The 18,345-nt window shown below is 71.5% G+C and carries 18 protein-coding genes; 9 read left to right on the forward strand and 9 right to left on the reverse strand.

Annotated features, from left to right (window positions below):
• Positions 1 to 242 precede the first annotated feature (242 nt).
• The gene (locus tag IE264_RS27780; RefSeq protein ID WP_051821886.1) at positions 243 to 1,253 is read left to right on the forward strand and encodes a PucR family transcriptional regulator; all 1,011 of its coding nucleotides are present in this window, start codon (positions 243 to 245) and stop codon (positions 1,251 to 1,253) included.
• A 357-nt stretch (positions 1,254 to 1,610) separates the two neighbouring features.
• Positions 1,611 to 3,161 carry an alanine/glycine:cation symporter family protein gene (locus IE264_RS27785; RefSeq protein ID WP_190167720.1) on the forward strand — a complete coding sequence of 517 codons (1,551 nt, stop codon included), beginning with the start codon at positions 1,611 to 1,613 and terminating at the stop codon, positions 3,159 to 3,161.
• A 55-nt stretch (positions 3,162 to 3,216) separates the two neighbouring features.
• On the opposite strand, the gene IE264_RS27790 is transcribed toward IE264_RS27785, so the two are convergent.
• Together IE264_RS27790 and IE264_RS27795 are read right to left on the reverse strand one after the other, a co-directional pair.
• Positions 3,217 to 4,071: an EamA family transporter gene (locus tag IE264_RS27790; RefSeq protein WP_032757188.1), complete on the reverse strand. Its 855-nt coding sequence runs from the start codon at positions 4,069 to 4,071 to the stop codon at positions 3,217 to 3,219.
• Positions 4,068 to 4,589 carry a YbaK/EbsC family protein gene (locus tag IE264_RS27795; RefSeq protein WP_015609100.1) on the reverse strand — a complete coding sequence of 174 codons (522 nt, stop codon included), beginning with the start codon at positions 4,587 to 4,589 and terminating at the stop codon, positions 4,068 to 4,070. Before IE264_RS27795 ends, IE264_RS27790 begins: the two co-directional genes overlap by 4 nt.
• Positions 4,590 to 4,805: 216 nt before the next feature.
• Here IE264_RS27795 and IE264_RS27800 point away from each other — a divergent pair, with 216 nt between their 5' ends.
• The 5 genes from IE264_RS27800 to IE264_RS27820 all read left to right on the forward strand — a co-directional run bounded on the left by IE264_RS27800 (position 4,806) and on the right by IE264_RS27820 (position 9,085).
• Positions 4,806 to 5,921, forward strand: a complete 1,116-nt coding sequence (locus IE264_RS27800) for an ArsR/SmtB family transcription factor (protein WP_032757190.1) — start codon at positions 4,806 to 4,808, stop codon at positions 5,919 to 5,921.
• A gap of 189 nt (positions 5,922 to 6,110) precedes the next feature.
• Complete coding sequence (locus tag IE264_RS27805) at positions 6,111 to 6,491, forward strand: hypothetical protein (protein ID WP_015609098.1); 381 nt, start codon at positions 6,111 to 6,113, stop codon at positions 6,489 to 6,491.
• 57 nt (positions 6,492 to 6,548) lie between these two features.
• On the forward strand, positions 6,549 to 7,145 hold the full coding sequence (locus IE264_RS27810) for a 3'-5' exonuclease (RefSeq protein ID WP_099127661.1): 597 nt from the start codon (positions 6,549 to 6,551) through the stop codon (positions 7,143 to 7,145).
• 147 nt (positions 7,146 to 7,292) lie between these two features.
• A complete protein-coding gene (locus IE264_RS27815; RefSeq protein ID WP_032757192.1) occupies positions 7,293 to 7,643 on the forward strand; it encodes a CU044_2847 family protein in 351 nt (116 codons plus the stop codon).
• A gap of 1,076 nt (positions 7,644 to 8,719) precedes the next feature.
• Positions 8,720 to 9,085 (forward strand): hypothetical protein, encoded by a 366-nt coding sequence (locus IE264_RS27820; RefSeq protein ID WP_158706527.1) that lies wholly within the window; start codon positions 8,720 to 8,722, stop codon positions 9,083 to 9,085.
• 53 nt (positions 9,086 to 9,138) lie between these two features.
• Here the strand turns inward: IE264_RS27820 and IE264_RS27825 are convergent, their stop codons facing one another.
• The gene (locus IE264_RS27825; protein WP_032757196.1) at positions 9,139 to 10,776 is read right to left on the reverse strand and encodes a penicillin-binding transpeptidase domain-containing protein; all 1,638 of its coding nucleotides are present in this window, start codon (positions 10,774 to 10,776) and stop codon (positions 9,139 to 9,141) included.
• Between the two features lie 392 nt (positions 10,777 to 11,168).
• On the opposite strand from IE264_RS27825, the gene IE264_RS27830 reads away from it, so the two are divergent.
• Complete coding sequence (locus tag IE264_RS27830) at positions 11,169 to 11,324, forward strand: hypothetical protein (RefSeq protein ID WP_003968543.1); 156 nt, start codon at positions 11,169 to 11,171, stop codon at positions 11,322 to 11,324.
• Between the two features lie 116 nt (positions 11,325 to 11,440).
• On the opposite strand, the gene IE264_RS27835 is transcribed toward IE264_RS27830, so the two are convergent.
• A complete protein-coding gene (locus IE264_RS27835; RefSeq protein ID WP_032757197.1) occupies positions 11,441 to 13,207 on the reverse strand; it encodes a dolichyl-phosphate-mannose--protein mannosyltransferase in 1,767 nt (588 codons plus the stop codon).
• A 53-nt stretch (positions 13,208 to 13,260) separates the two neighbouring features.
• Here IE264_RS27835 and rsmI point away from each other — a divergent pair, with 53 nt between their 5' ends.
• The gene (gene rsmI / locus IE264_RS27840) at positions 13,261 to 14,145 is read left to right on the forward strand and encodes a 16S rRNA (cytidine(1402)-2'-O)-methyltransferase (RefSeq protein WP_015609092.1); all 885 of its coding nucleotides are present in this window, start codon (positions 13,261 to 13,263) and stop codon (positions 14,143 to 14,145) included.
• Between the two features lie 10 nt (positions 14,146 to 14,155).
• Here rsmI and IE264_RS27845 read toward each other — a convergent pair whose 3' ends face one another.
• From IE264_RS27845 to IE264_RS27865, 5 genes are read right to left on the reverse strand one after another with little or no spacing between them, the layout of a single operon-like run.
• Positions 14,156 to 15,217, reverse strand: a complete 1,062-nt coding sequence (locus IE264_RS27845) for a serine hydrolase domain-containing protein (RefSeq protein WP_032757200.1) — start codon at positions 15,215 to 15,217, stop codon at positions 14,156 to 14,158.
• Complete coding sequence (locus IE264_RS27850; RefSeq protein ID WP_032757201.1) at positions 15,214 to 16,152, reverse strand: DUF6895 family protein; 939 nt, start codon at positions 16,150 to 16,152, stop codon at positions 15,214 to 15,216. Before IE264_RS27850 ends, IE264_RS27845 begins: the two co-directional genes overlap by 4 nt.
• The gene (locus tag IE264_RS27855; RefSeq protein WP_032757202.1) at positions 16,149 to 17,159 is read right to left on the reverse strand and encodes a DUF6895 family protein; all 1,011 of its coding nucleotides are present in this window, start codon (positions 17,157 to 17,159) and stop codon (positions 16,149 to 16,151) included. Before IE264_RS27855 ends, IE264_RS27850 begins: the two co-directional genes overlap by 4 nt.
• Positions 17,156 to 17,926: a hypothetical protein gene (locus IE264_RS27860; protein ID WP_032757204.1), complete on the reverse strand. Its 771-nt coding sequence runs from the start codon at positions 17,924 to 17,926 to the stop codon at positions 17,156 to 17,158. The genes IE264_RS27855 and IE264_RS27860 overlap by 4 nt, the downstream gene beginning before the upstream one ends.
• A 10-nt stretch (positions 17,927 to 17,936) precedes the next feature.
• Complete coding sequence (locus IE264_RS27865) at positions 17,937 to 18,113, reverse strand: hypothetical protein (protein ID WP_015609087.1); 177 nt, start codon at positions 18,111 to 18,113, stop codon at positions 17,937 to 17,939.
• Positions 18,114 to 18,345 lie beyond the last annotated feature (232 nt).

Consider the following 18,345-nt stretch of genomic DNA (forward strand, 5'->3'; position numbering starts at 1 on the left):
CGGCGTCGGGGGGACAGCCGTCTCTCCGCCTGCCGCGACCCCGGAGGGTTGTCCGCCGTGGACCAATGCCTGCACCAGCGCGCGAAGAGCCCGGATCCACCGCCACCTCCTTCTGAGAGACCTCGGGCCTGCGGCCGCCGGTGAAGCCGCCCCAGGACGAGCGGCGGGCCGCCTCGCCCGTACCGGGTGAACCCGGAAGCACGCCGCAGCCCTGCGCGCAGACCTACCCCGGCTACGAAGCCCTGCTGACCACGGTCGCGGCAACGGGCCAGGAACCGGACGCAGCCGAGGTGGAGAGCCTCCGTGACTTCGGAGAGCGGGCCGCGGCCGATGGCACCACACTGCGGAGCCTGGTCGTACGCCACCTCGCCGCGGCCCGGGCCGCCTGGCCGGGCGGGGCCACCGGTGCCGGCGGGGTACTGGCCGCCGTGCAACTTGCCGTCGAAGCGCTCTGCGAGGGGTACGAGCGGGCCCAGCAACTCGCCGTCCGGGAACAGGAGGCGGCGCGGAGGGAGTTCATCGACGACTTGCTGTACGGGCGCGGCGAACCGGGGTTCCTGGCCGAACGCGCGGAACAGTTCGGGCTGCGGTTCTCCCACGCTCATGCCGTGGCTGTCGCCGAAGGTCCCGGTCCCTACATCGAGGGGGACCTGGTGCCCCGCCGTGTGGAGCGAGCGGTCACCGGTCGTTTCGGTGAACGCAACATCCTCCTCACCACGAAGAACGGCCGACTGATCTGCATCGCGCCCGGGGACCAGCAGGATGTCCTCACGTACTTCGCCAAACAGGCCTATGCCGCCACGGACGGCGGACGAGCCGCGATCGGACGGCCGCACCCCGGTGCGGGCGGCGTCGTCCACTCGTACGAGGAAGCCCTCCGGGCCCTGGAACTGGCGGGTCGCCTCGATCTGGAGGACCCGGTGCTGCACGCGGCGGATCTTCTCGTCTATCCGGTGTTGACCCGGGACCGCCAAGCCATGGCGGACCTAGTCCGGGCCACCCTGGGGCCGCTGCTCAAGGCCCGCGGCGGCCCGGGGCCGTATCTGGAGACCCTCGCCGCCTACTTCGGCGTCGGCTGTGTCACCACGCAGGCCGCCCGGCACCTCTCCTTGAGCGTCCGCGCGCTCACGTACCGCCTCGAACGCATCCATCAGCTCACCGGATACGACCCGGCCGACCCCCGGCACCGCTACTCCCTGCAGACCGCTGTCATCGGCGCCCGAATTCTCAACTGGCCCGAGAAGAAGGTTTAGACCAATGGCAACTCGGCGTCGATCGTTCGATAGGTGTCCGATAAACGCATCTCGCGATCCGCATAACGATGACGTCACTCCTCCAGCATCTTCACCTCAGCCCTCCCGGAATGTGAAACACATCACTAAAGAATCGGTAAACACCGTGGTACAAATGCCCAACTTCGTTGACGGAACCACCGCGGCGAGGTGCCGGGCCCCACCCGGCAGCAGGCCAGAGCGATTGCCGTCGTAGTCCGCCTCATGGACATGCCGGGTCGCCGACCGGACAACGACGTTCGCTCATCCCCCCATCGCACATCGACCGGCGAAGCCCCCCACTCAACCCGCCGCTCCCGCGTCTTCGAGGTAGCCAACGTGTCACTCGACTCCATCACGCAGAACATCGACGAATCCGTCAGCGGGTTCTTCGAGCCCATAGCCGACTGGCTGGGCGACATCGTCTTCTACTCCGTCAATATCGGCGGGGCGGACGTGCCGCTCATCGTCACCTGGCTTGCCGTGGCCGGCCTCGTCTTCACCGGCTGGTTCGGCTTCGTCCAGGTGCGCAAGTTCCGGCTCGCCCTCGACGTGGTCCGTGGCAAGTACGACGACAAGAACTCCGCCGGCGAGGTCAACCACTTCCAGGCGCTGACCGCCGCCGTTTCCGGCACCGTCGGCCTCGGGAACATCGCGGGTGTGGCCGTCGCCGTGTCCATCGGTGGCGCCGGAGCCACGTTCTGGATGATCGTCTGCGGTCTGCTCGGCATGGCCACCAAGTTCGTCGAGGTCACCCTCGGTGTGAAGTACCGCGAGGTCCACGCCGACGGAACCGTCTCCGGCGGGCCGATGCACTACCTGCCCAAGGGCCTGGCCGAACGCTTCGGCAAGAACGGCAAGACCCTCGGCAAGGTGCTCGCCGTCCTCGCCTCGATCATGATCCTGTTCTTCGGGCTCTTCGGCGGCAACCTCTTCCAGGTCAACCAGTCCTACGCCCAGCTCGTCTCCGTCACCGGCGGCGAGAGCGGTGCGATGGGCTCCTCCGGCGGAGCGCTCTTCTTCGGCGTCCTCGTCGCCGCCCTCGTCGGCATCGTCCTGCTCGGCGGCATCCGCTCGATCGCCTCGGTCACCAGCCGGCTCGTGCCCGCGATGGCCGGCATCTACGTCGTCGCCTGCCTCGTCGTCATCCTCGTCAACGTCACCGCCGTGCCCGCCGCGATCGGCGCGATCATCGAGGGCGCGTTCAACCCCGAGGGCGTCGCGGGCGGTGTGCTCGGCGCACTGATCATCGGCTTCCAGCGCGCCGCGTTCTCCAACGAGGCGGGCATCGGCTCCGCGCCGATCGCCCACTCCGCGGTCAAGACCAAGCACCCTGCGAGTGAGGGCCTGGTCGCGCTGCTGGAGCCGTTCATCGACACCGTCATCATCTGCACCATGACCGCGCTGACCATCGTCATCGCCAACCCGGCCAGCTGGGGCGAGGCCCGGGACGGAGAGTCCATCGGCGGCGTGACGATCACCTCGGACGCCTTCGAGACCGTGCTGCCCTGGTTCCCGTACATCCTGACCGTCGCGGTCATGCTCTTCGCGATCTCCACCGTGCTCACCTGGGGTTACTACGGCCTCAAGTCCTGGACGTACCTCTTCGGCCGCAGCCGCACCAGCGAGACCGTCTACAAGAGCCTCTACACGCTCTTCGCCGTCGCCGGGTCCCTGCTGACGCTGGAGACCCTCATCAGCCTGGCCGACGCGGTGCTCTTCACCCTCGCCGTCGTCAACATCATCGGCCTGTACCTCCTCGCCCCCGTGGTCAAGCGCGAGCTCAACAGCTTCCTTGAGTACGTGCGGGTCCGGAAGGCCGGCGGAACGGACGGGGACGACGGGAACGACGGGGACAAGGACGACGAGCCGACGAAGGTGACTGTCTGAGCCCGAAGCCTTCCGATGCCCCTCGCCCCTGCCGTGTCCGGAGGGGCGGGGGGCATCAGCCCGTCGTGTGCAGCATCAGCCCGATGCCCACCACCATCAGCCCCGCCGCCGCGATCCTCGGCGCCCCGAAGCGCTCCTTGAAGAACAGCGTGCCGATCGCCGCGCCCACGATGATCGACGACTCCCGCAGCGCCGCGATCGGGGCGAGCGGGGCCCTGGTCTGGGCCCAGAGGACCAGTCCGTACGCGACCACCGAGAGGGCCGCGCCGAGCAGGCCCCGTACCGCGAACGGACGGAGCTGGGCGGCCAGTTCGGAGCGGCGGCGGTAGTACGCGTACGCCGGGATCGCCATGCCCTCCAGGATCATCAGCCAGGCGACGTAACCGAGGGGGGTGCCGGAGGCCCGGACCCCGACGCCGTCCACCGTCGTGTAACCGGCGATGGCCAGGCCCGTGCCCAGGGCCGCCACGATCGCGGGCCAGTGCGGGCGTTTGCCGGAGCCCCGGATGCCCCAGAGCGCCAGCCCGACCAGTCCGGCCGAGGCGACCGCGACGCCCGCCGTCGCCCACGCGTCCGGGCGTTCGCCGACGAAGACCGCCGCGAGGACCGTCACCACCAGCGGGGCCGTGCCCCGGGCGATCGGGTACATCTGGCCGAAGTCGCCGAGGGTGAACGACCGCATCAGCAGCATCATGTACGCCACGTGCAGCGCGGCCGAGACCAGCAGGTAGGGCCAGGCCCCGGCCGCCGGGAGCGGGGCGAAGAGGGCCAGTACGGCACCGATCAGCAGGCCGCCGCCGGAGATCAGCGTGAAGGAGAGGAGCTGGTCCTTGATGGCGTGGGCGATGGCGTTCCAACTGGCGTGCGTTATCGCCGCTATGAGGACCGCGAGTGCGACCAGCGGGGTCACTTGGGAAGCTCGCGCACATCCGCAACCGTCGCGCCCGCGTGGGCGATCAGCGTCTTCGGGTCGAGCGGGAACACCGTGTGCGGGGTGCCCGCCGCCGCCCACACCACGGCGTGGTCCAGCAGGCGCCGGTCCGCCAGGACCCGGGTCCGGGTCGCGTGGCCGAAGGGCGGTACGCCCCCGATCGCGTACCCGGTCGTCTCCCGGACCAGATCCGCGTTCGCCCGCGCCACCTTCTGTGCGCCCAGCTCACGCCGTACCAGCTCGACATCCACCCGCGAGGCGCCGTCCATCAGGACCAGCACCGGGACGCCGTCCGCTGTGAAGACCAGGGACTTGACGATCTCGCTCAGCGCACAGCCGACCGCCGCCGCGGCCTCGGCCGCCGTACGGGTCGCGTCGGGGAAGCGGCGCACCTCGACCTGGAGGCCCAGCCCGGCCAGCGCCTCGGCGAACCGGGGGTGGGCGTGGGAGACGGGGGCGGTGGCCGAGGACGGCTCGGGGGTGTCGCTAGTGCTCATGGCTGCACGCTAGCGGTCGGTGCATGGTGCATGCGAGGGGGTTCCGGGTGGTGGTCCCGCGACCCCTCCCGTGCGCCCCCGCGCCCTTTCACCAGGTCATCCGGCCAATCCGGGGACGGTCCCTGGCTGGAAGAGGTGAGTGCTGATCGCGGCTTCCCCCCTTCGCGCGACAGTGATGGGGCGATATGTGCAGGAAAGTGCGACAAGGGGGAAATAATGTTGCGCATCCACTTCACCGCCAGAGACCTGGAGCACGTCCGCATCGCCCGGGGCCCCGACCCGCTCTGGGAGATCGTGTGCAGCGTCTGCCGGCTCCAGACCGATGAGGGCCGGATCGCGTTCGGGCCGTGGCGGCGCGCGGTGACACCCCTACTGCGAGGCGGCGGGGGAGGTGGGGGCGGGGGAGGTGCGGGCGGCGCTGACCGCGCGGTCGCGCTCGCGCTGCGCAGCCTGATGCCGTGCGGCCCGTACATCCCCGACTTCCTGACGCCGGCCGTGGACGGCGGCAACGCCGACCTGCGGCAGGGCGTGGACCGGGTGCTGTCGACGCCCCGGAGCCGGCTGCGCCGGGAGTTCACGCTGCTCGCGGAGTCGGAGGCGCGGACCCTGCCCCTCAGGGGGCCGGGACCGGAGACGCGGGTTCGGCCCTTCGCGGCGGAGCAGCTCGCGCGGGGCGACGCGGCGGCGCTCCGGGCGCTCGGGGGCCTGCTCACGGCGTACGACGCGGCGTTCGTCGCCCCGTACCGGCCCTGGATCGACGCGGCTGTGGCCTCGGACGTCGCCTGGCGCTCGCGCGAACTCGCGGCGGGCGGGGTCCGGGCGCTGCTGGAGACGTTCCGGCCCATGGCCCGGTGGAGCCCGCCCGTACTGGAGGTGACGTACCCGGTCGAGCGGGATCTGCACCTGGCCGGGCGCGGCCTGCTCCTGGTGCCGTCGTACTTCTGCTGGCGCAAGCCCATCACGCTCTTCGACGGGGCGCTGCTGCCGGTGCTGGTCTACCCGGTCGAGAAGCCGGTCCAGCCGCCCGCAGCCGCCTCGGACGCCTCGCTCGCCCGGCTGCTGGGGCCGACACGCGCCGCGCTCCTGTACGAGGTCGCCCTGCGCGGCTGCGCCACGACATCCGAACTGGCCCTCGCGGTGGGCTGCTCGCTCCCCAACACCTGCCAGCAACTGGCGATCCTGCGCGAGGCGGGCCTCGCCGCCTGCCGCAAGGAGGGCCGGTGCGTGCTCCACCACCCCACGCCGCTGGGGTGCCGACTGCTGGAGACGGCCGGGGACGGCCCGGCGGAGGGACCGCTGCCGATGCCCCGGCCCGCGACGGTTTCCCCCTGATGAGGGCCCGCGACGGTTTCACCCTGATGAAAGGGTGCGGCGCGAGTGGCCGGTCCGCTGCCACGCTTCTGTCATCCGGGCGACCGGCCTGCGGGAGGGAACGCCGCAGGGCGGCCGCCCGGACCGACCGGAATCACCCGTCCCACAGGGGAGCGCCGGGTCCAGGGGCCCGGGGCAGGGAGGAACGACATGCGCAGTTTCGTACGAGCGGCAGTGACGGTCATGTTCACGGCGGGGGCCGTGCTGGCGACGGGAGCGGGGGCGCAGGCCGGCGCGTCCGACACCCGGGACGCCCAGGACACCTACGCGGGATGCCAGTCCGGGTACGTCTGTATCTACCCGGGCGCGTCCTGGAACGGCAACCGGCCGGAGGCCACGTACTTCCGTTACGGCGTCTACAACCTCAACAACCAGACCGGCACCCACCGGGTGTTCAACAACCAGACCGGCGGGGCGACCGTGCAGCTGTGCACGGGGTACGACGGGGTGGGCTGCGGCGAGAAGATGCCCACGTGGACGTACTGGGACGTGAACCTGACCCCGATCAACTCGATCAAGCTCGCGCCCTAGCCGTCCTGCGGCTTTTACTCGGGTGACCTGGGGCGGGGGTACTTCTACCCTCGCCCCATGGACGCGGACTTGGGCATGGGCTTGGGCTTGGGCTCGGGCGAGCGGTTGCTGAACGTGGTCGATGTCGAAGCGACCTGCTGGGAGGGGCAGCCCCCGCCCGGCCAGGTGCACGAGATCATCGAGATCGGCCTCACCGTCGTCGACCTGCGCGCGGGCGAGCGGGTGGCGAAGCACCGCCTGCTGGTGCGCCCCGCCCGCTCGGAGGTCAGCCCGTTCTGCACGGAGCTGACCGGCCTGACGCAGGCGGAGGTGGACGGCGGCCTGACCTTCGCCGAGGCCTGCCGGGTGCTGGCCGCCGAACACCGTACGGGCCTGCTCCCGTGGGCCAGTTGGGGTGACTACGACCGCAAGCAGTTCACGCTCCAGTGCCAACGGTCGGGCGCGGAGTACCCGTTCGGCCACCGCCACACCAACGCGAAGGCCGTCTTCACCACGTCGTACGGGCTCCGCCGCCGCCCCGGCATGGCCCAGGCGCTGGAGCTGGCCGGTCTGCCGCTGGAGGGCCGCCACCACCGGGGCGACGACGACGCGTGGAACATCGCCGCCCTGGCGCTGGACGTGGCGGGGCGGGGGGACTGGAACCCCGAACCGTAGCAGCGTGATCATTCGGTTGCGCAAAGTGACAGATTGATAACCGGCTGGGTGATCGGACCCCTTACGCGGTCCTGTCCGGCCTACTCTCGCAAGGACGGGAACCGGCCAGGGGGAGACGGCCCGGGCCCGCGACTCAGGGGGTGGGTCATGAGCGATACCGGCCATGAGCAGGGCACCGGTGACGAGTTCGACGTGCTGGTCCAAGTGGCTTCCTTGGACGGCAATCGACAGATCAGTTCCGGTGCGGCGCTGCCCGAAGCGCTCGCGAGCAGGCTGGACGACATCCGGGCGGCCATGCGCGTCGGCGGACAGTCCGTCCTCGCGGGGGCCGACGCCCTTCCGCCGGACGAGAAGTGGCGGCTGAGTGAGCTGAGCGCCACGTTCGGCATCACCTTGACGGCCGAGGCCGGGGTGATCGTCTCGAAGGCGACAGCCGGCTGCACCTTCGAGGTGACCCTCACCTTCCAGCGCGCGGAACCGGCCGCCGATGGCTCCTGACAGCCCCCTCGGGCGCGTCCTCGTCACGCGGGGGAGACAGCCCGCGAGCACGGGCGGCGCCGTACTGGTCGCACCCCGGTCGGTGCTCACGGCCCTGCACGTGATCAAGGGTGCGCCGCCCGACCACATCCGGTTCCGCTCCGGCGGACGGGAGCTGGCGGTGACGGCCGTCCGGGAAGCCGCCGGCCACGACATCGCCCTGCTGACCCTCGGCGAGGACTGCGGACCGGTCGCGGTTCTGTCCACCGCGACCCAGGGGGAGCGGTGGTCGGTGCCCGTGCCCAACCAGGCGGCGGGCGCCCACCTCTCCGGCGGGATCAGCGCGGTGGGCCGCACCGACTTCACCGACTCCTACGGGAACACCGGCCGCGTCCACCAACTGCGGGTCGACGAGGAGCTCAAGGGGTTCGGCGGGTACTCCGGCAGCGGGGTGATGGTCCCCGGCCGGGGCGACGCCGTGGTCGGGATCCTGATCGAGCAGCAGCCCGAAGTCCTGGACCGGCGTGAGGCGGGCGGGCGGGTCGCGAGCAACGTCCTGTACGCCGTTCCCGTCGAGGACGCCCTGGCCGCCGTGGGGCTGGCCGACGTCGTGGTCCGCCAGAACCCGCAGGGCGGCACGCCGGACACGGCCTTCGCCATGGCCCACCAGGAGTACCGGCTGCTGACGGCCGCCGCGGACGTGGACGGCCGTCTTCCGGCGGGGGCCGCCCTGCCTCCGTTCGACCGTTTCACCGAAGCGGCGGGCCAGTTGGCCGAGACGCTGGAGGCGATGTACGGGTACGGCTGGCAGCCCACCGTGGTGCTGACGCCGACGCTCACCCTGGGCGAGTGGAGCAACCTCCTGCTGCGGTACAAGGCGTCCGGTCCCGGCCCCGGCTTCGGCGGAGTCGGGGTGGCCCGCAGGATGTCCTTCGACCTGCCCGCCGGAGTCGTTCCGCTCCAGGACGCCGAACCTGGCGCGACGGCGGCCGACGTCCCCCGCAGGGCGTGGGGCCTCACCGTGGTCAACGACTCGGTCACCCCCGCACTGCCGGGCGTCCTGGCCCCGCGGACCGAGATCCGCGGGACCCGCCTCCGTGCCACGGCAGGGGCGCTGGCGGCGCTCCCCGGACTCCACAACCGGCACCTGGACGCGGGGAGAGGCCGTCCGGGCGGCGAGCCCGACGATGGGCGTCTACCTGTCCCTCCAGTGGCGCCGGCTCCACCATGCCGCCGGGCCCGCCGACGAGTTCAGCCGGACGCTGCTGCGCGACATCATCCCGTTCCGCTTCGTCGGACGCAGCAGCGGTTACGCGTACTGGGACGACGGGGTCCGCCACTCGGAGACGAACATGATGAACGACCGGTACTACGTGCACAGTTGTGTAGCACTCGGGCGGGGCGACCGGAAACTCTCCCGGCGGGGCGTCAGACCCGCGGTGTCCAGGACCGTCACCTGGTGAGCGACGTGCCGCGCAGGCTCGGGGCACAGGTCCCCGGAGGGTCCGCTCCGGCCTCAGCCGCCCGCGCGCAGCACCTCCGCCACCACCGGGCCCGCCGCGTCGCCGCCGTGGCCGCCGGTCTGGACGACCGCCGCCGCGGCGAGGTCGTTGCTGAAGCCGGTGAACCAGCTGTTCGAGGTCTCCTGCCCGTCGACCTCGGCCGACCCGGTCTTGGCGCCCTTGTCGCCGCCCACCGTGGCCATGGCCTTGGCGCCGGTGCCCCAGGCCGCAGTGGCTCGCATCATCGTCTTCAGCTGCTGCGTGACGGAGGGGGACAGCGAGCGCGAGGCCTGGGCCAACTGCCGGTTGTCCAGGGACTTGGGGACGATGATCGGCTGGTGGAAGGTGCCGGTCATGGCGGTGGCGGTGATGGACGCCATGTTGAGGGCGTTCATCTGGACGGTGCCCTGCCCGATGTACTGGGCCGCGGCCTCGCCCTCCACTTCCTCCGGCACGCTGCCGTCGGTCGTGACGACGCCCGTCTTCCAGTCCAGGCCGATTCCGAAGACGTCCCGGGCCTCCTTGGCGAGCGCCGAGTCGTCATCGACATCGTCGATCAGCTTGATGAAGGCGGTGTTGCAGGACCGGGCGAAGCTCTGGGTGAAGGTGGAGCCGTCGGGCAGCGAGAACTTGTCCAGGTTGTGGATGGTCCGGGTGTAGTACCTGGCCTCCTTGGGGCATTCCGCCGCCCCGTTCGCTGTGACGAGCCCCTTCTCCAGCAGCATCGCCGCCGTCATGATCTTCAGCGTGGAGCCGGGCGCCTGCTTGCCCTGCAGCGCCGCGTTGAACCCGGTCGCCGGGTTGTTGGCCACCGCGCGGATCGCCCCGGTGGAGGGCTTCACCGCGACCACCGAGGCTTGCGCGTACTTCTTCACCGCCCGCTCGGCCGCCGCCTGCGCGCCCGCGTCGAGCGTCGTCTGGACCTTGCCGGGCTTGCCCTTGGCGAGGGTCAGCAGGTTGATGTCGGGCTGGGCCTCGTCGGCGGGCTCGATCCAGGTCTCGATGCCGGCCGAACCGCCCGCGCTCTCCCCGTACTTTTCGCGCAGCGTGTCCAGGATCGGCCCGAGCGAGGGGTACTTCTCCTTCGTCAGCACCGCGCCGTTGCGGTCGACGGCCTCGATCGTCGGTGTCGACGACTCGCCGGTCCTCAGCGTCGCGCCCTCGGTCAGCTGGGGGTGCACGACGCTGGGGGCCCAGTCGACCAGGGCCTTGCCCGTCGTCAGCCCCCGCACCACGGTCAGCTCCGAGGCGTACGACAGGGGCTTCGACTTCCCGTCGTACGAGACGGTGGCCTTGACCGTGTACGGCACCTTCGTGCCGACCGCCGGGCCCGGGGTGATGTTCACCCTGCCGATGTGGGCGTCCTCGCCGTACGAGGCGAGTACGGGCTCCGCGCCGGTCTCGTTGTTGGTGAGCAGGGCCGCGCCCGCCGCGTCCCCGGCCGCCCAGGCGTCGAAGAAGCCCTTGGACGCCTGGGCTATCTCCTCGGCGCTCGGCGGCCCCGTCTTCACCTCGGGTGTGGCGTTCCGGGACGCCACGCTGGCGTCCCCGCCCCCGTCGCTCCCGAGCACGCTGTATGCCCCGTAGCCGATGCCGCCGGCCACCAGGACGAACACTCCGCCGACCACGGCGACCTTCGCTCCACTGCGCATCTGTGCAGTCCCCCTCCCCAGGAGTGCCCCCTGAACACGTTCAAGGGGCAACTGTGAGGAACCCTAAGGGGTTGTCGTGAACAGTGAGGGCGTTGTTACCGGACCGGAATGCTTGGCTGGAAAGCGCTCTCCGGATGTGTCCGTGGAGCGAGCCCCCCTCACCGAGGGCCTGGGCGGCGGGACGGGCGCAGGCCCCCTCCAGCCCCCCGGGGCGGCCTGGGAACAAATTTTCGTTGTGGTGAGTGAACCGGGTTTTGCCGGGCACATGAATCAACGCAACGAGGTCCTGGCGACCATTCGGAGCCGGGACTTACCGGTGGGGTGCATTGAGGGCCGTTGTGAAGCGCAGGCGCATCCGCGTCTGAATCCGACTTGACGATGGGAAAAAGAAAATGATCGTCCTTGGACTTATTCTGCTGATTATCGGCCTGCTTGTCGGTATGGGGCTGCTGACGACGATCGGCGGCATCCTCATCCTGGTGGGTGCGATCCTGTGGATCCTGGGTGCGACCGGCCGCGCGGTCGGTGGGCGCAAGCACTTCTTCTAGCCTGCGGAGTTCAGGAATTCTGCCGATCGAGCAGACTCCTGTACATGCGGATTTCCATGCGGAGGGGCCGCGACGATTCTTCGTCGCGGCCCCTCCGCATGATGCTGCATTTACCCCTACACCCACGTGTCCAGCCACATGCGGTCCCGCCACAAGTCCTCCGGGATCGACGTCCCGGTGTACAGGGGCCAGAAATAGATGAAGTTCCAGACGATCAGGAGCACCAGCACGCCCGCCGCGATCGCGCCCAGCGTGCGGCGGCGTTCGCCCGTCGGGTCGCCCGATGTGAGGCCCAGTTCGGCCCGGGCGCCCTGGCCCGCCGCCGGGCCCACGATCGCGCCCAGCAGCATCGTCACGGCCAGGCAGAGGAACGGGACGAACACCACCGCGTAGAAGAGGAAGATCGTGCGCTCCTGGTAGAAGAACCAGGGCACCCAGCCCGCCGCCACCCCGCAGGCGATCGCGCCGGCCCGCCAGTCGCGGCGGAAGAGCCAGCGCCACACCACGTACGCGAGGGCGAAGCAGGCCAGCCACCACAGCAGCGGGGTGCCGATGGCGAGGACCTCGCTGGCGCACTTGCCGGTGGTCGACTCCTTGCAGCCCGCCTGCTCCTCGTAGAAGTACGAGACGGGCCGGCCCAGCACCAGCCAGCTCCAGGGGTTCGACTCGTAGGTGTGGCCCGAGGTCAGGCCCACGTGGAAGTCGTACACCTGGTTCTCGTAGTGCCACAGGCTCCGCAGCCAGTCCGGGAGCCAGTTCCAGGAGGAGTTCTTGCCCTCGGTGGCCGCCCAATTGCGGTAGTAGCCCTTGTCCGTGACGATCCAGCCGGTCCACGAGACGACGTACGTGACGATCGCCACCGGCACCGTGGACACGAACGCGGGCACCAAGTCCCGGCGCAGCACCGCCATGTACGGCTTCACCGCGCCCGCCGTGCGCCGCGCGCCCACGTCCCACAACACCGTCATCAGGCCGAACGCGGCCAGTACGTAAAGGCCGTTCCACTTCGTGGCGAAGGCCAGGCCCAGCATCACGCCCGCCGCCAGCCGCCACGGCCGCCACCCCAGCCGCAGGGTCTCCGCGATCCGGGCGTCCGGGCGCAGCACCCCCTCCTCGTCCACCGGCAGTGCGTCGGCCAGCCTGCGGCGGGCGCGGTCCCGGTCCACCACCAGGCAGCCGAACGCGGCCAGCACGAAGAACATCACGATCAGGTCGAGCAATGCGGTCCGGCTCATCACGAAGTGCAGCCCGTCCACCGCGAGCAGCAGCCCCGCCAGACAGCCCAGGAACGTCGAGCGGAACAGCCGCCGGCCGATCCGGCAGAGCAGGAGGACCGAGACCGTGCCGAGCACCGCCACCATGAAGCGCCAGCCGAACGGCGTGAAGCCGAAAAGCTGCTCGCCGAACCCGATGATCCACTTGCCGACCGGCGGGTGCACCACATAGCCCGGGTCGGTCGGGATCGGGACGGAGGACGGGTCCTTCAGGATCAGCTTGTCGACGTCCTTGGGCCAGGAACCCTCGTACCCCTGGTTGACCAGCGCCCACGCGTCCTTCGCGTAGTACGTCTCGTCGAATATCACCGCGTGCGGCCGGTCCAGCTTCCAGAAGCGGAGCAGCCCCGCGACCAGGGTGATCAGGAGCGGGCCGCCCCAGCCGGACCACCGCACCAAGCGGTCGGCGACGTGCGGCGGGATCGCGAGCACCGACCACACCTGCCGCCCCGGCCGGGTGTACGGCGGGTCCAGCCGGTCGCGGAGAGGGGTCTCCGGGCGGGGAACATGGCCGAAGCGGCGCAGCCGCCGTTGCCAGGAGGTCGGCTGTTCGCCGAGCGGGTCCCCGGCGTCTTGGCCCCGCTGGGTCTCGGGCGCGGTACTCGTCACCGCGCCATCGTAGGGAACGCATCTGTGCGAAGGGTGCTGCCCGTGCTGCGAGGATGGCTGATGTGACTGGAACGACTGGAACGCTCGTGCTCGCAGGGACCCCCATCGGTGACGTGGCGGACGCCCCGCCACGCCTGGCCGCCGAACTGGAGCGGGCCGACGTCGTCGCCGCCGAGGACACCCGGCGGCTGCGCCGGCTCACCCAGGCGCTCGGCATCCACACCTCGGGGCGTGTCGTCTCCTACTTCGAGGGGAACGAGTCCGCCCGTACGCCGGAGCTGGTGGAAGCCCTGGTCGGTGGCGCCCGGGTGCTGCTCGTCACGGACGCGGGCATGCCGTCCGTCTCCGACCCCGGCTACCGGCTCGTCGCCGCCGCCGTCGAGAAGGACATCCGTGTCACCGCCGTCCCGGGGCCCAGCGCCGTCCTCACCGCGCTCGCCCTCTCCGGACTGCCCGTGGACCGCTTCTGCTTCGAGGGGTTCCTGCCCCGCAAGGCCGGTGAGCGGCTCTCCAAGCTCCGCGAGGTCGGGGACGAGCGGCGCACCATGGTCTTCTTCGAAGCCCCCCACCGGCTCGACGACACCCTCGCCGCCATGGCCGAGGTCTTCGGCGCCGACCGCCGCGCCGCCGTGTGCCGGGAGCTGACCAAGACGTACGAGGAGGTCAAGCGCGGTCCGCTCGGTGAGCTGGCCGTGTGGGCCGCCGACGGGGTGCGGGGGGAGATCACCGTCGTCGTGGAGGGCGCCACCGACTCCGGTGACGAGGGGCTGGACGCCGAGGAGCTCGTACGGCGCGTGCGGGTGCGCGAGGAGGCGGGGGAGCGGCGCAAGGAGGCGATCGCCGCGGTCGCCGCCGCCGCTGGGGTGCCGAAGCGCGAGGTGTTCGACGCGGTGGTGGCCGCCAAGAACGCGGAGAAGGCCCCGCAGAAGTCTCAGTAAGCCTTAGTAGTTACGGCGTCTCCGTCAGCAGTCCGTACGCCGTCGCCACGAACGTGTCCCCCCGGTGCACCCGCCGCGTCGCCGTCGCCGCCACCACCAGACCCGTCTGGGGGCGGAAGCCCAGGAACGCCTGCTGGCCGAGGGTCGCCCCGGCGTGGAAGAGCACCGGACCGTACGGGGTCGGGTGCTGGAACCACGTCAGCGTGTGGGTGTGCGTGTGGTGCAGGCCCCGCCGGAGCACCGGGCGGGTCACCTCGGTGAGCGCGGCGCCCAGTGCCGGCTCCCGGGGCCCGGCCCCGCCGCCCACATGCGCCTCCAGGAACGTCAGCAGGTCCAGCGGCGTCGACCGCACCGCCCCCGCTGCCGTGAAGCCCCCCGTGTCCAGCGCGGGCAGCGGGGTTCCGTCGCGGCGGTGGCCGGTCGCGTCGGTGGAGTCCGGGCCCGGGCGCAGGAGCGTGGACTCCAGGCCCAGCGGGGCCAGCATCTGCTGGTGCAGCAGCACCTCCCACGGGGTTCCGGTGGCGGCCGCCAGAGTGTGGCCGAGGACGGAGACCGCGAAGTTCGAGTAGTGCCAGCGGGTCCCGGGGCGGTGGCGCGGGCGGGCACGCAGGAAGGCCCGCACCACCCGGTCCGCCGGATAGTTGCCGTACGGGTCCGTCGACCACCGCGGCACCGCCTGCGGGTAGAAGTCGGCGGGCAGGCCCGGCAGCCCCGAGGTGTGGGTGAGCAGATGGCGCAGGGTGATCCGGCGGACCGAAGGGTGCACCGGCAGGCCCGGGGCCAGCAGGTCCGCCGCCCGGTCCTCGTACCGCAACCTCCCCTGCGCCACCAGCCGGGCCAGCAGCAGCCCCGCGAACGGCTTCGACGCCGAACCCAGCTCGTAGTGCAGGTGCTCGCGCGCGACCGGGCCCGGCTCCGCACTGCCGCCCGTGTGGACCGTGCGCACCCCGCCCCGGCTGATCGCGAGCACCACGTCCGGGGCGTCGATCCGCCCGGCCGCCTCGGCCAGGAGCCGGGCCGTGGTGGCCGAGGAACCGGGGGCCGTCACCGGGGCCGCCGTCACGTCCGTCATGCCGGAGCCGGTTCGGAGCTGAGGTCGGACAGCGCCCGGCTCATCGCCAGCGCCGAGGCGAACGCGGCCACCAGCGTCGGGTGGTAGACGAGGTCGAAGACCGACTCCTCGTCGCCCTCCGGCATGTCCCCCACCACCGGCATCGCCCCGTCCGGCTGCTGCGCCTGCGCGAACCCCTGCCAGGCCGCCGCGTCCAGCGTCGGTTCCGGGAGGCACGCGTCCACGACCAGCAGTTCGCCCAGCAGGTCCCAGCGCTTCAGGTCGAGCCAGTCGTCCAGCCAGGTGGGCAGCCAGAGTTCCAGGTATTCCGCGATGTCGGCGGGGAGCCCGGCCGGCTTCTCGCCCCAGTCGGTGAGGTGGAAGACCGTGTGCGTGATGTCGTAGCCGATGTGGCCCTCGACCGTCCACGGCTCGGGCCGTCGCGCCAGCCAGGTGTGCGCCAGCGCAGCCGTCTCCGGAACGCTCGGCTCCACGCCGAACCGCCGCTCGATCGCGCTCAGTCCCAGCCGCCGCACCGGCAGCACCTCCAGCGCCGCCCAGCTGGCCAGGCGGTGGTTGAGCCGGATCGCGGACTCCAGGTCCGGCTGCCGGTAGCCCAGCTCCCGGAACGGTACGTAGACCTCCAGCGGCACCGGCGAGAGCGGTTCGCGCCGCTGGCCCTCCAGCAGCCGCGCCCCGGACCCCAGAAGCTCGTGCCAGGCGTGGTCCAGCAGCTTGTGCGCGAGCGCGGACTGCTGAGACCCGGCCACGCCCTCGCGGAAGATGACCTTCCCGATCAGCGCCAGCTCGCCCAGCGGCTTGAACCGGTCGAGCATCCCCGCCTCCGGTGCCGGGTCGGCCTCCAGCCGGAACCCTTCGCGGTGCTCGTACAGCCAGCCCAGGGCCTTCGCCCCGACGTCGTGGATCTGCTGGATGCCGGTGTTTCCGCTGGTCATGGGGTGTGCCTTTCCCGGGAGGGCCCGGAGCCGTCCGTCAGCGACCTGAGGGACAGGGCCGCCGCGAAGGCCGTGACGAGCGTGGAGTGGTAGCAGTCGATGAAGGGGTACGGGTCCGGCGCGTCCTCGTGAACCGGTACGCCGGTCTCCGGGACGCAGCCCGTCGCGTGCTGGACGTCGGCGAGCACCGGCCAGACCGCGTCCAGCAGCTCCAGGGGCGCCGGACCCGGCAGCGAGGCGGCCACCGCGAGCAGCTCGCCCGTGAGGTCCCACTGGCCGCTCTCCAGACAGCCGTCGGCCCACGCGGGCAGCCAGGTCCGCAGGTACGCGTCCGTCTTCTCCGGCACCCGGTCGGGCATCCGGCCCCAGTCGGTGAGGTGGAAGACGGTGTGGGTCAGCGCGTAGCCGGAGGGGCCCTCGAACGTCCAGGGCTCCGAGAGCCCGCCCAGCCAGGTCCGGGACAGCACCCCGCCGGCGTCCGTGTGGGTCACCACCCCCACCCGCCGCTCCGAGTTGATCAGCCCGAGCTGGCGGTTGGCGTGCTGCTCGGTGTGGGCCCACGCGCGGGTCGCGGTGAGCGGGCGGGCCAGCGCCTCGAACCCCTCGTGGCGCAGCCCGTACCCGGCGAAGGCGGCGTAGATCTCGTACGGGTAGGCCGCGAAGGGCTCCGCGCGGAGCAGCTCCAGGAGCAGCCCGCCCCGGGACACCTGCTCCCAGGCGTACGTGACGAGGTCCCCGGCCACCTCGTGTTCCGGGGTGCCGGGGGCGGTGGCGGCGCGGACCGTGGAGCAGAGCTGGGCCAGTTCGCCGAGGGGTTTGAGCGTGGCGTTGACCTGGGTGTGGGGCTCCAGGACGTCTTCGGGGAGCGCGAACTCCGCCCGGTGAGCGTCGGTCCAGGTGAGGGCCCCGCGCAGGACGTGCGGGAGGACGGCGAGCGCGGCGCCGGGGGAGGCCGGGCCCCGGGGGGCCGGGCGCCCCCGGGGGTCCTGCGTCGCGGTCGTCGTCATCGTGCCCTCGCCTCGGCCATCAGCCGGGCCGCCCGCACGTGCAGGGTGACACGGGGGTCGTGGCCGCCCATCAGCTCGACGAAGTCGAGGCCGCGCTCCAGGCCCAGGGTCGCCGGTTCACCGCCGATCGCCGCGAGCCAGCGGCCCGCGCCCGCCGCCTGGAGCCAGTCGCGCCGCCGCACCGCGCGGACGAAGCCGCGTGCGAGGTCGACCGCCCGGTCCGCCGCGGCCCGCTGCACGGCCGAGGGGGCGGCCGGTACGGCGAGGGGGGCGAGGACCGAGAGCTGGTGGGTGAAGGACTGCCAGGGCGCGTTCTCCAGCCAGGCGGCGTCGGGCTCCGCGTACGTTCCGGTCGTGCCGGTGCCGACGGTCGTGCCGGTGCCGACGGTCGTGCCAGTGCCGACGGCCGTGCCGGGACCGGTCGCGCCCTGGGGCGGCGGCGCGAACCGCTGGAGCGTGGAGATCATGTGCCAGTGGCTCCAGGCCGTCGCGGCCGGAGCGTCGGGCTTGGGCGGGAATTCCCGTACCGCCCGGTCGAGCACGGCGACATCCCCGGGGTGCGGATGACGGCCGTACAGAACACTCGGCAGCAGCAGGTCGGCGCCGATGACCCGCGCGGCCGCAATTCCGGTCCGGTTCTCCTCGTCGATTCCTGCCGCGCCGCAAACCGTGGCGAGGTGGTCCCCGCTCCGAAGAGCGAGGACCACCTCTGTTGCCAGGTCATGCACGGCACCCGCCAGCGGGGACGAAGCATGTGTCTGGTCCATGTTCCGACGTTCAGCCCTTCTTCGGCCGCGGGGTCGGAGGCGAAAGCAGCAGGGCGCCGCCGCCGGCGAGAAGCGCGAGGTAGGCGCACTCGCGGGAGTCGCGGTACACGCCGTCGATCTCGCCCGGGTTGAGCGCGGTGTCGAGGTCGAGCTCGATGTCGGTGGCAGTGGTGTCCGTGGTGTACATGGGTGCTCCCCATCCTGTGGGAAATCGGGTGGATGTACGTACCAAGTCGTGCTTGACGTACGTTCCGAGTGAAAGGGAGGAAGGAGGGTGCCGCAAATGGAGATCGGGCATCCGTGGCATTTTTCCCTTCAATTGAATGGTGAATTCATGGGACGGTCGGGTGATGAAAGGCCGGGGTTTCGGGGAATCCAGGGGGGTCTCGCGGGGGTGGTGCGCGGGCGCATTCACGCCC

Source organism: Streptomyces microflavus, from assembly GCF_014650075.1.
GTDB lineage: Bacteria > Actinomycetota > Actinomycetes > Streptomycetales > Streptomycetaceae > Streptomyces > Streptomyces microflavus.

Coding starts and splice junctions, on each gene's coding strand:
- IE264_RS27825 (WP_032757196.1), bottom strand. CDS start 10,776: ATGCGCAGTGGAGCGAAGGTCGCCGTGGTCGGCGGAGTGTTCGTCCTG.
- IE264_RS27800 (WP_032757190.1), top strand. CDS start 4,806: ATGTTGCGCATCCACTTCACCGCCAGAGACCTGGAGCACGTCCGCATC.
- IE264_RS27815 (WP_032757192.1), top strand. CDS start 7,293: ATGAGCGATACCGGCCATGAGCAGGGCACCGGTGACGAGTTCGACGTG.
- IE264_RS27845 (WP_032757200.1), bottom strand. CDS start 15,217: ATGACGGACGTGACGGCGGCCCCGGTGACGGCCCCCGGTTCCTCGGCC.
- IE264_RS27850 (WP_032757201.1), bottom strand. CDS start 16,152: ATGACCAGCGGAAACACCGGCATCCAGCAGATCCACGACGTCGGGGCG.
- IE264_RS27795 (WP_015609100.1), bottom strand. CDS start 4,589: ATGAGCACTAGCGACACCCCCGAGCCGTCCTCGGCCACCGCCCCCGTC.
- IE264_RS27855 (WP_032757202.1), bottom strand. CDS start 17,159: ATGACGACGACCGCGACGCAGGACCCCCGGGGGCGCCCGGCCCCCCGG.
- rsmI (WP_015609092.1), top strand. CDS start 13,261: ATGGCTGATGTGACTGGAACGACTGGAACGCTCGTGCTCGCAGGGACC.
- IE264_RS27860 (WP_032757204.1), bottom strand. CDS start 17,926: ATGGACCAGACACATGCTTCGTCCCCGCTGGCGGGTGCCGTGCATGAC.
- IE264_RS27830 (WP_003968543.1), top strand. CDS start 11,169: ATGATCGTCCTTGGACTTATTCTGCTGATTATCGGCCTGCTTGTCGGT.
- IE264_RS27805 (WP_015609098.1), top strand. CDS start 6,111: ATGCGCAGTTTCGTACGAGCGGCAGTGACGGTCATGTTCACGGCGGGG.
- IE264_RS27865 (WP_015609087.1), bottom strand. CDS start 18,113: ATGTACACCACGGACACCACTGCCACCGACATCGAGCTCGACCTCGAC.
- IE264_RS27810 (WP_099127661.1), top strand. CDS start 6,549: ATGGACGCGGACTTGGGCATGGGCTTGGGCTTGGGCTCGGGCGAGCGG.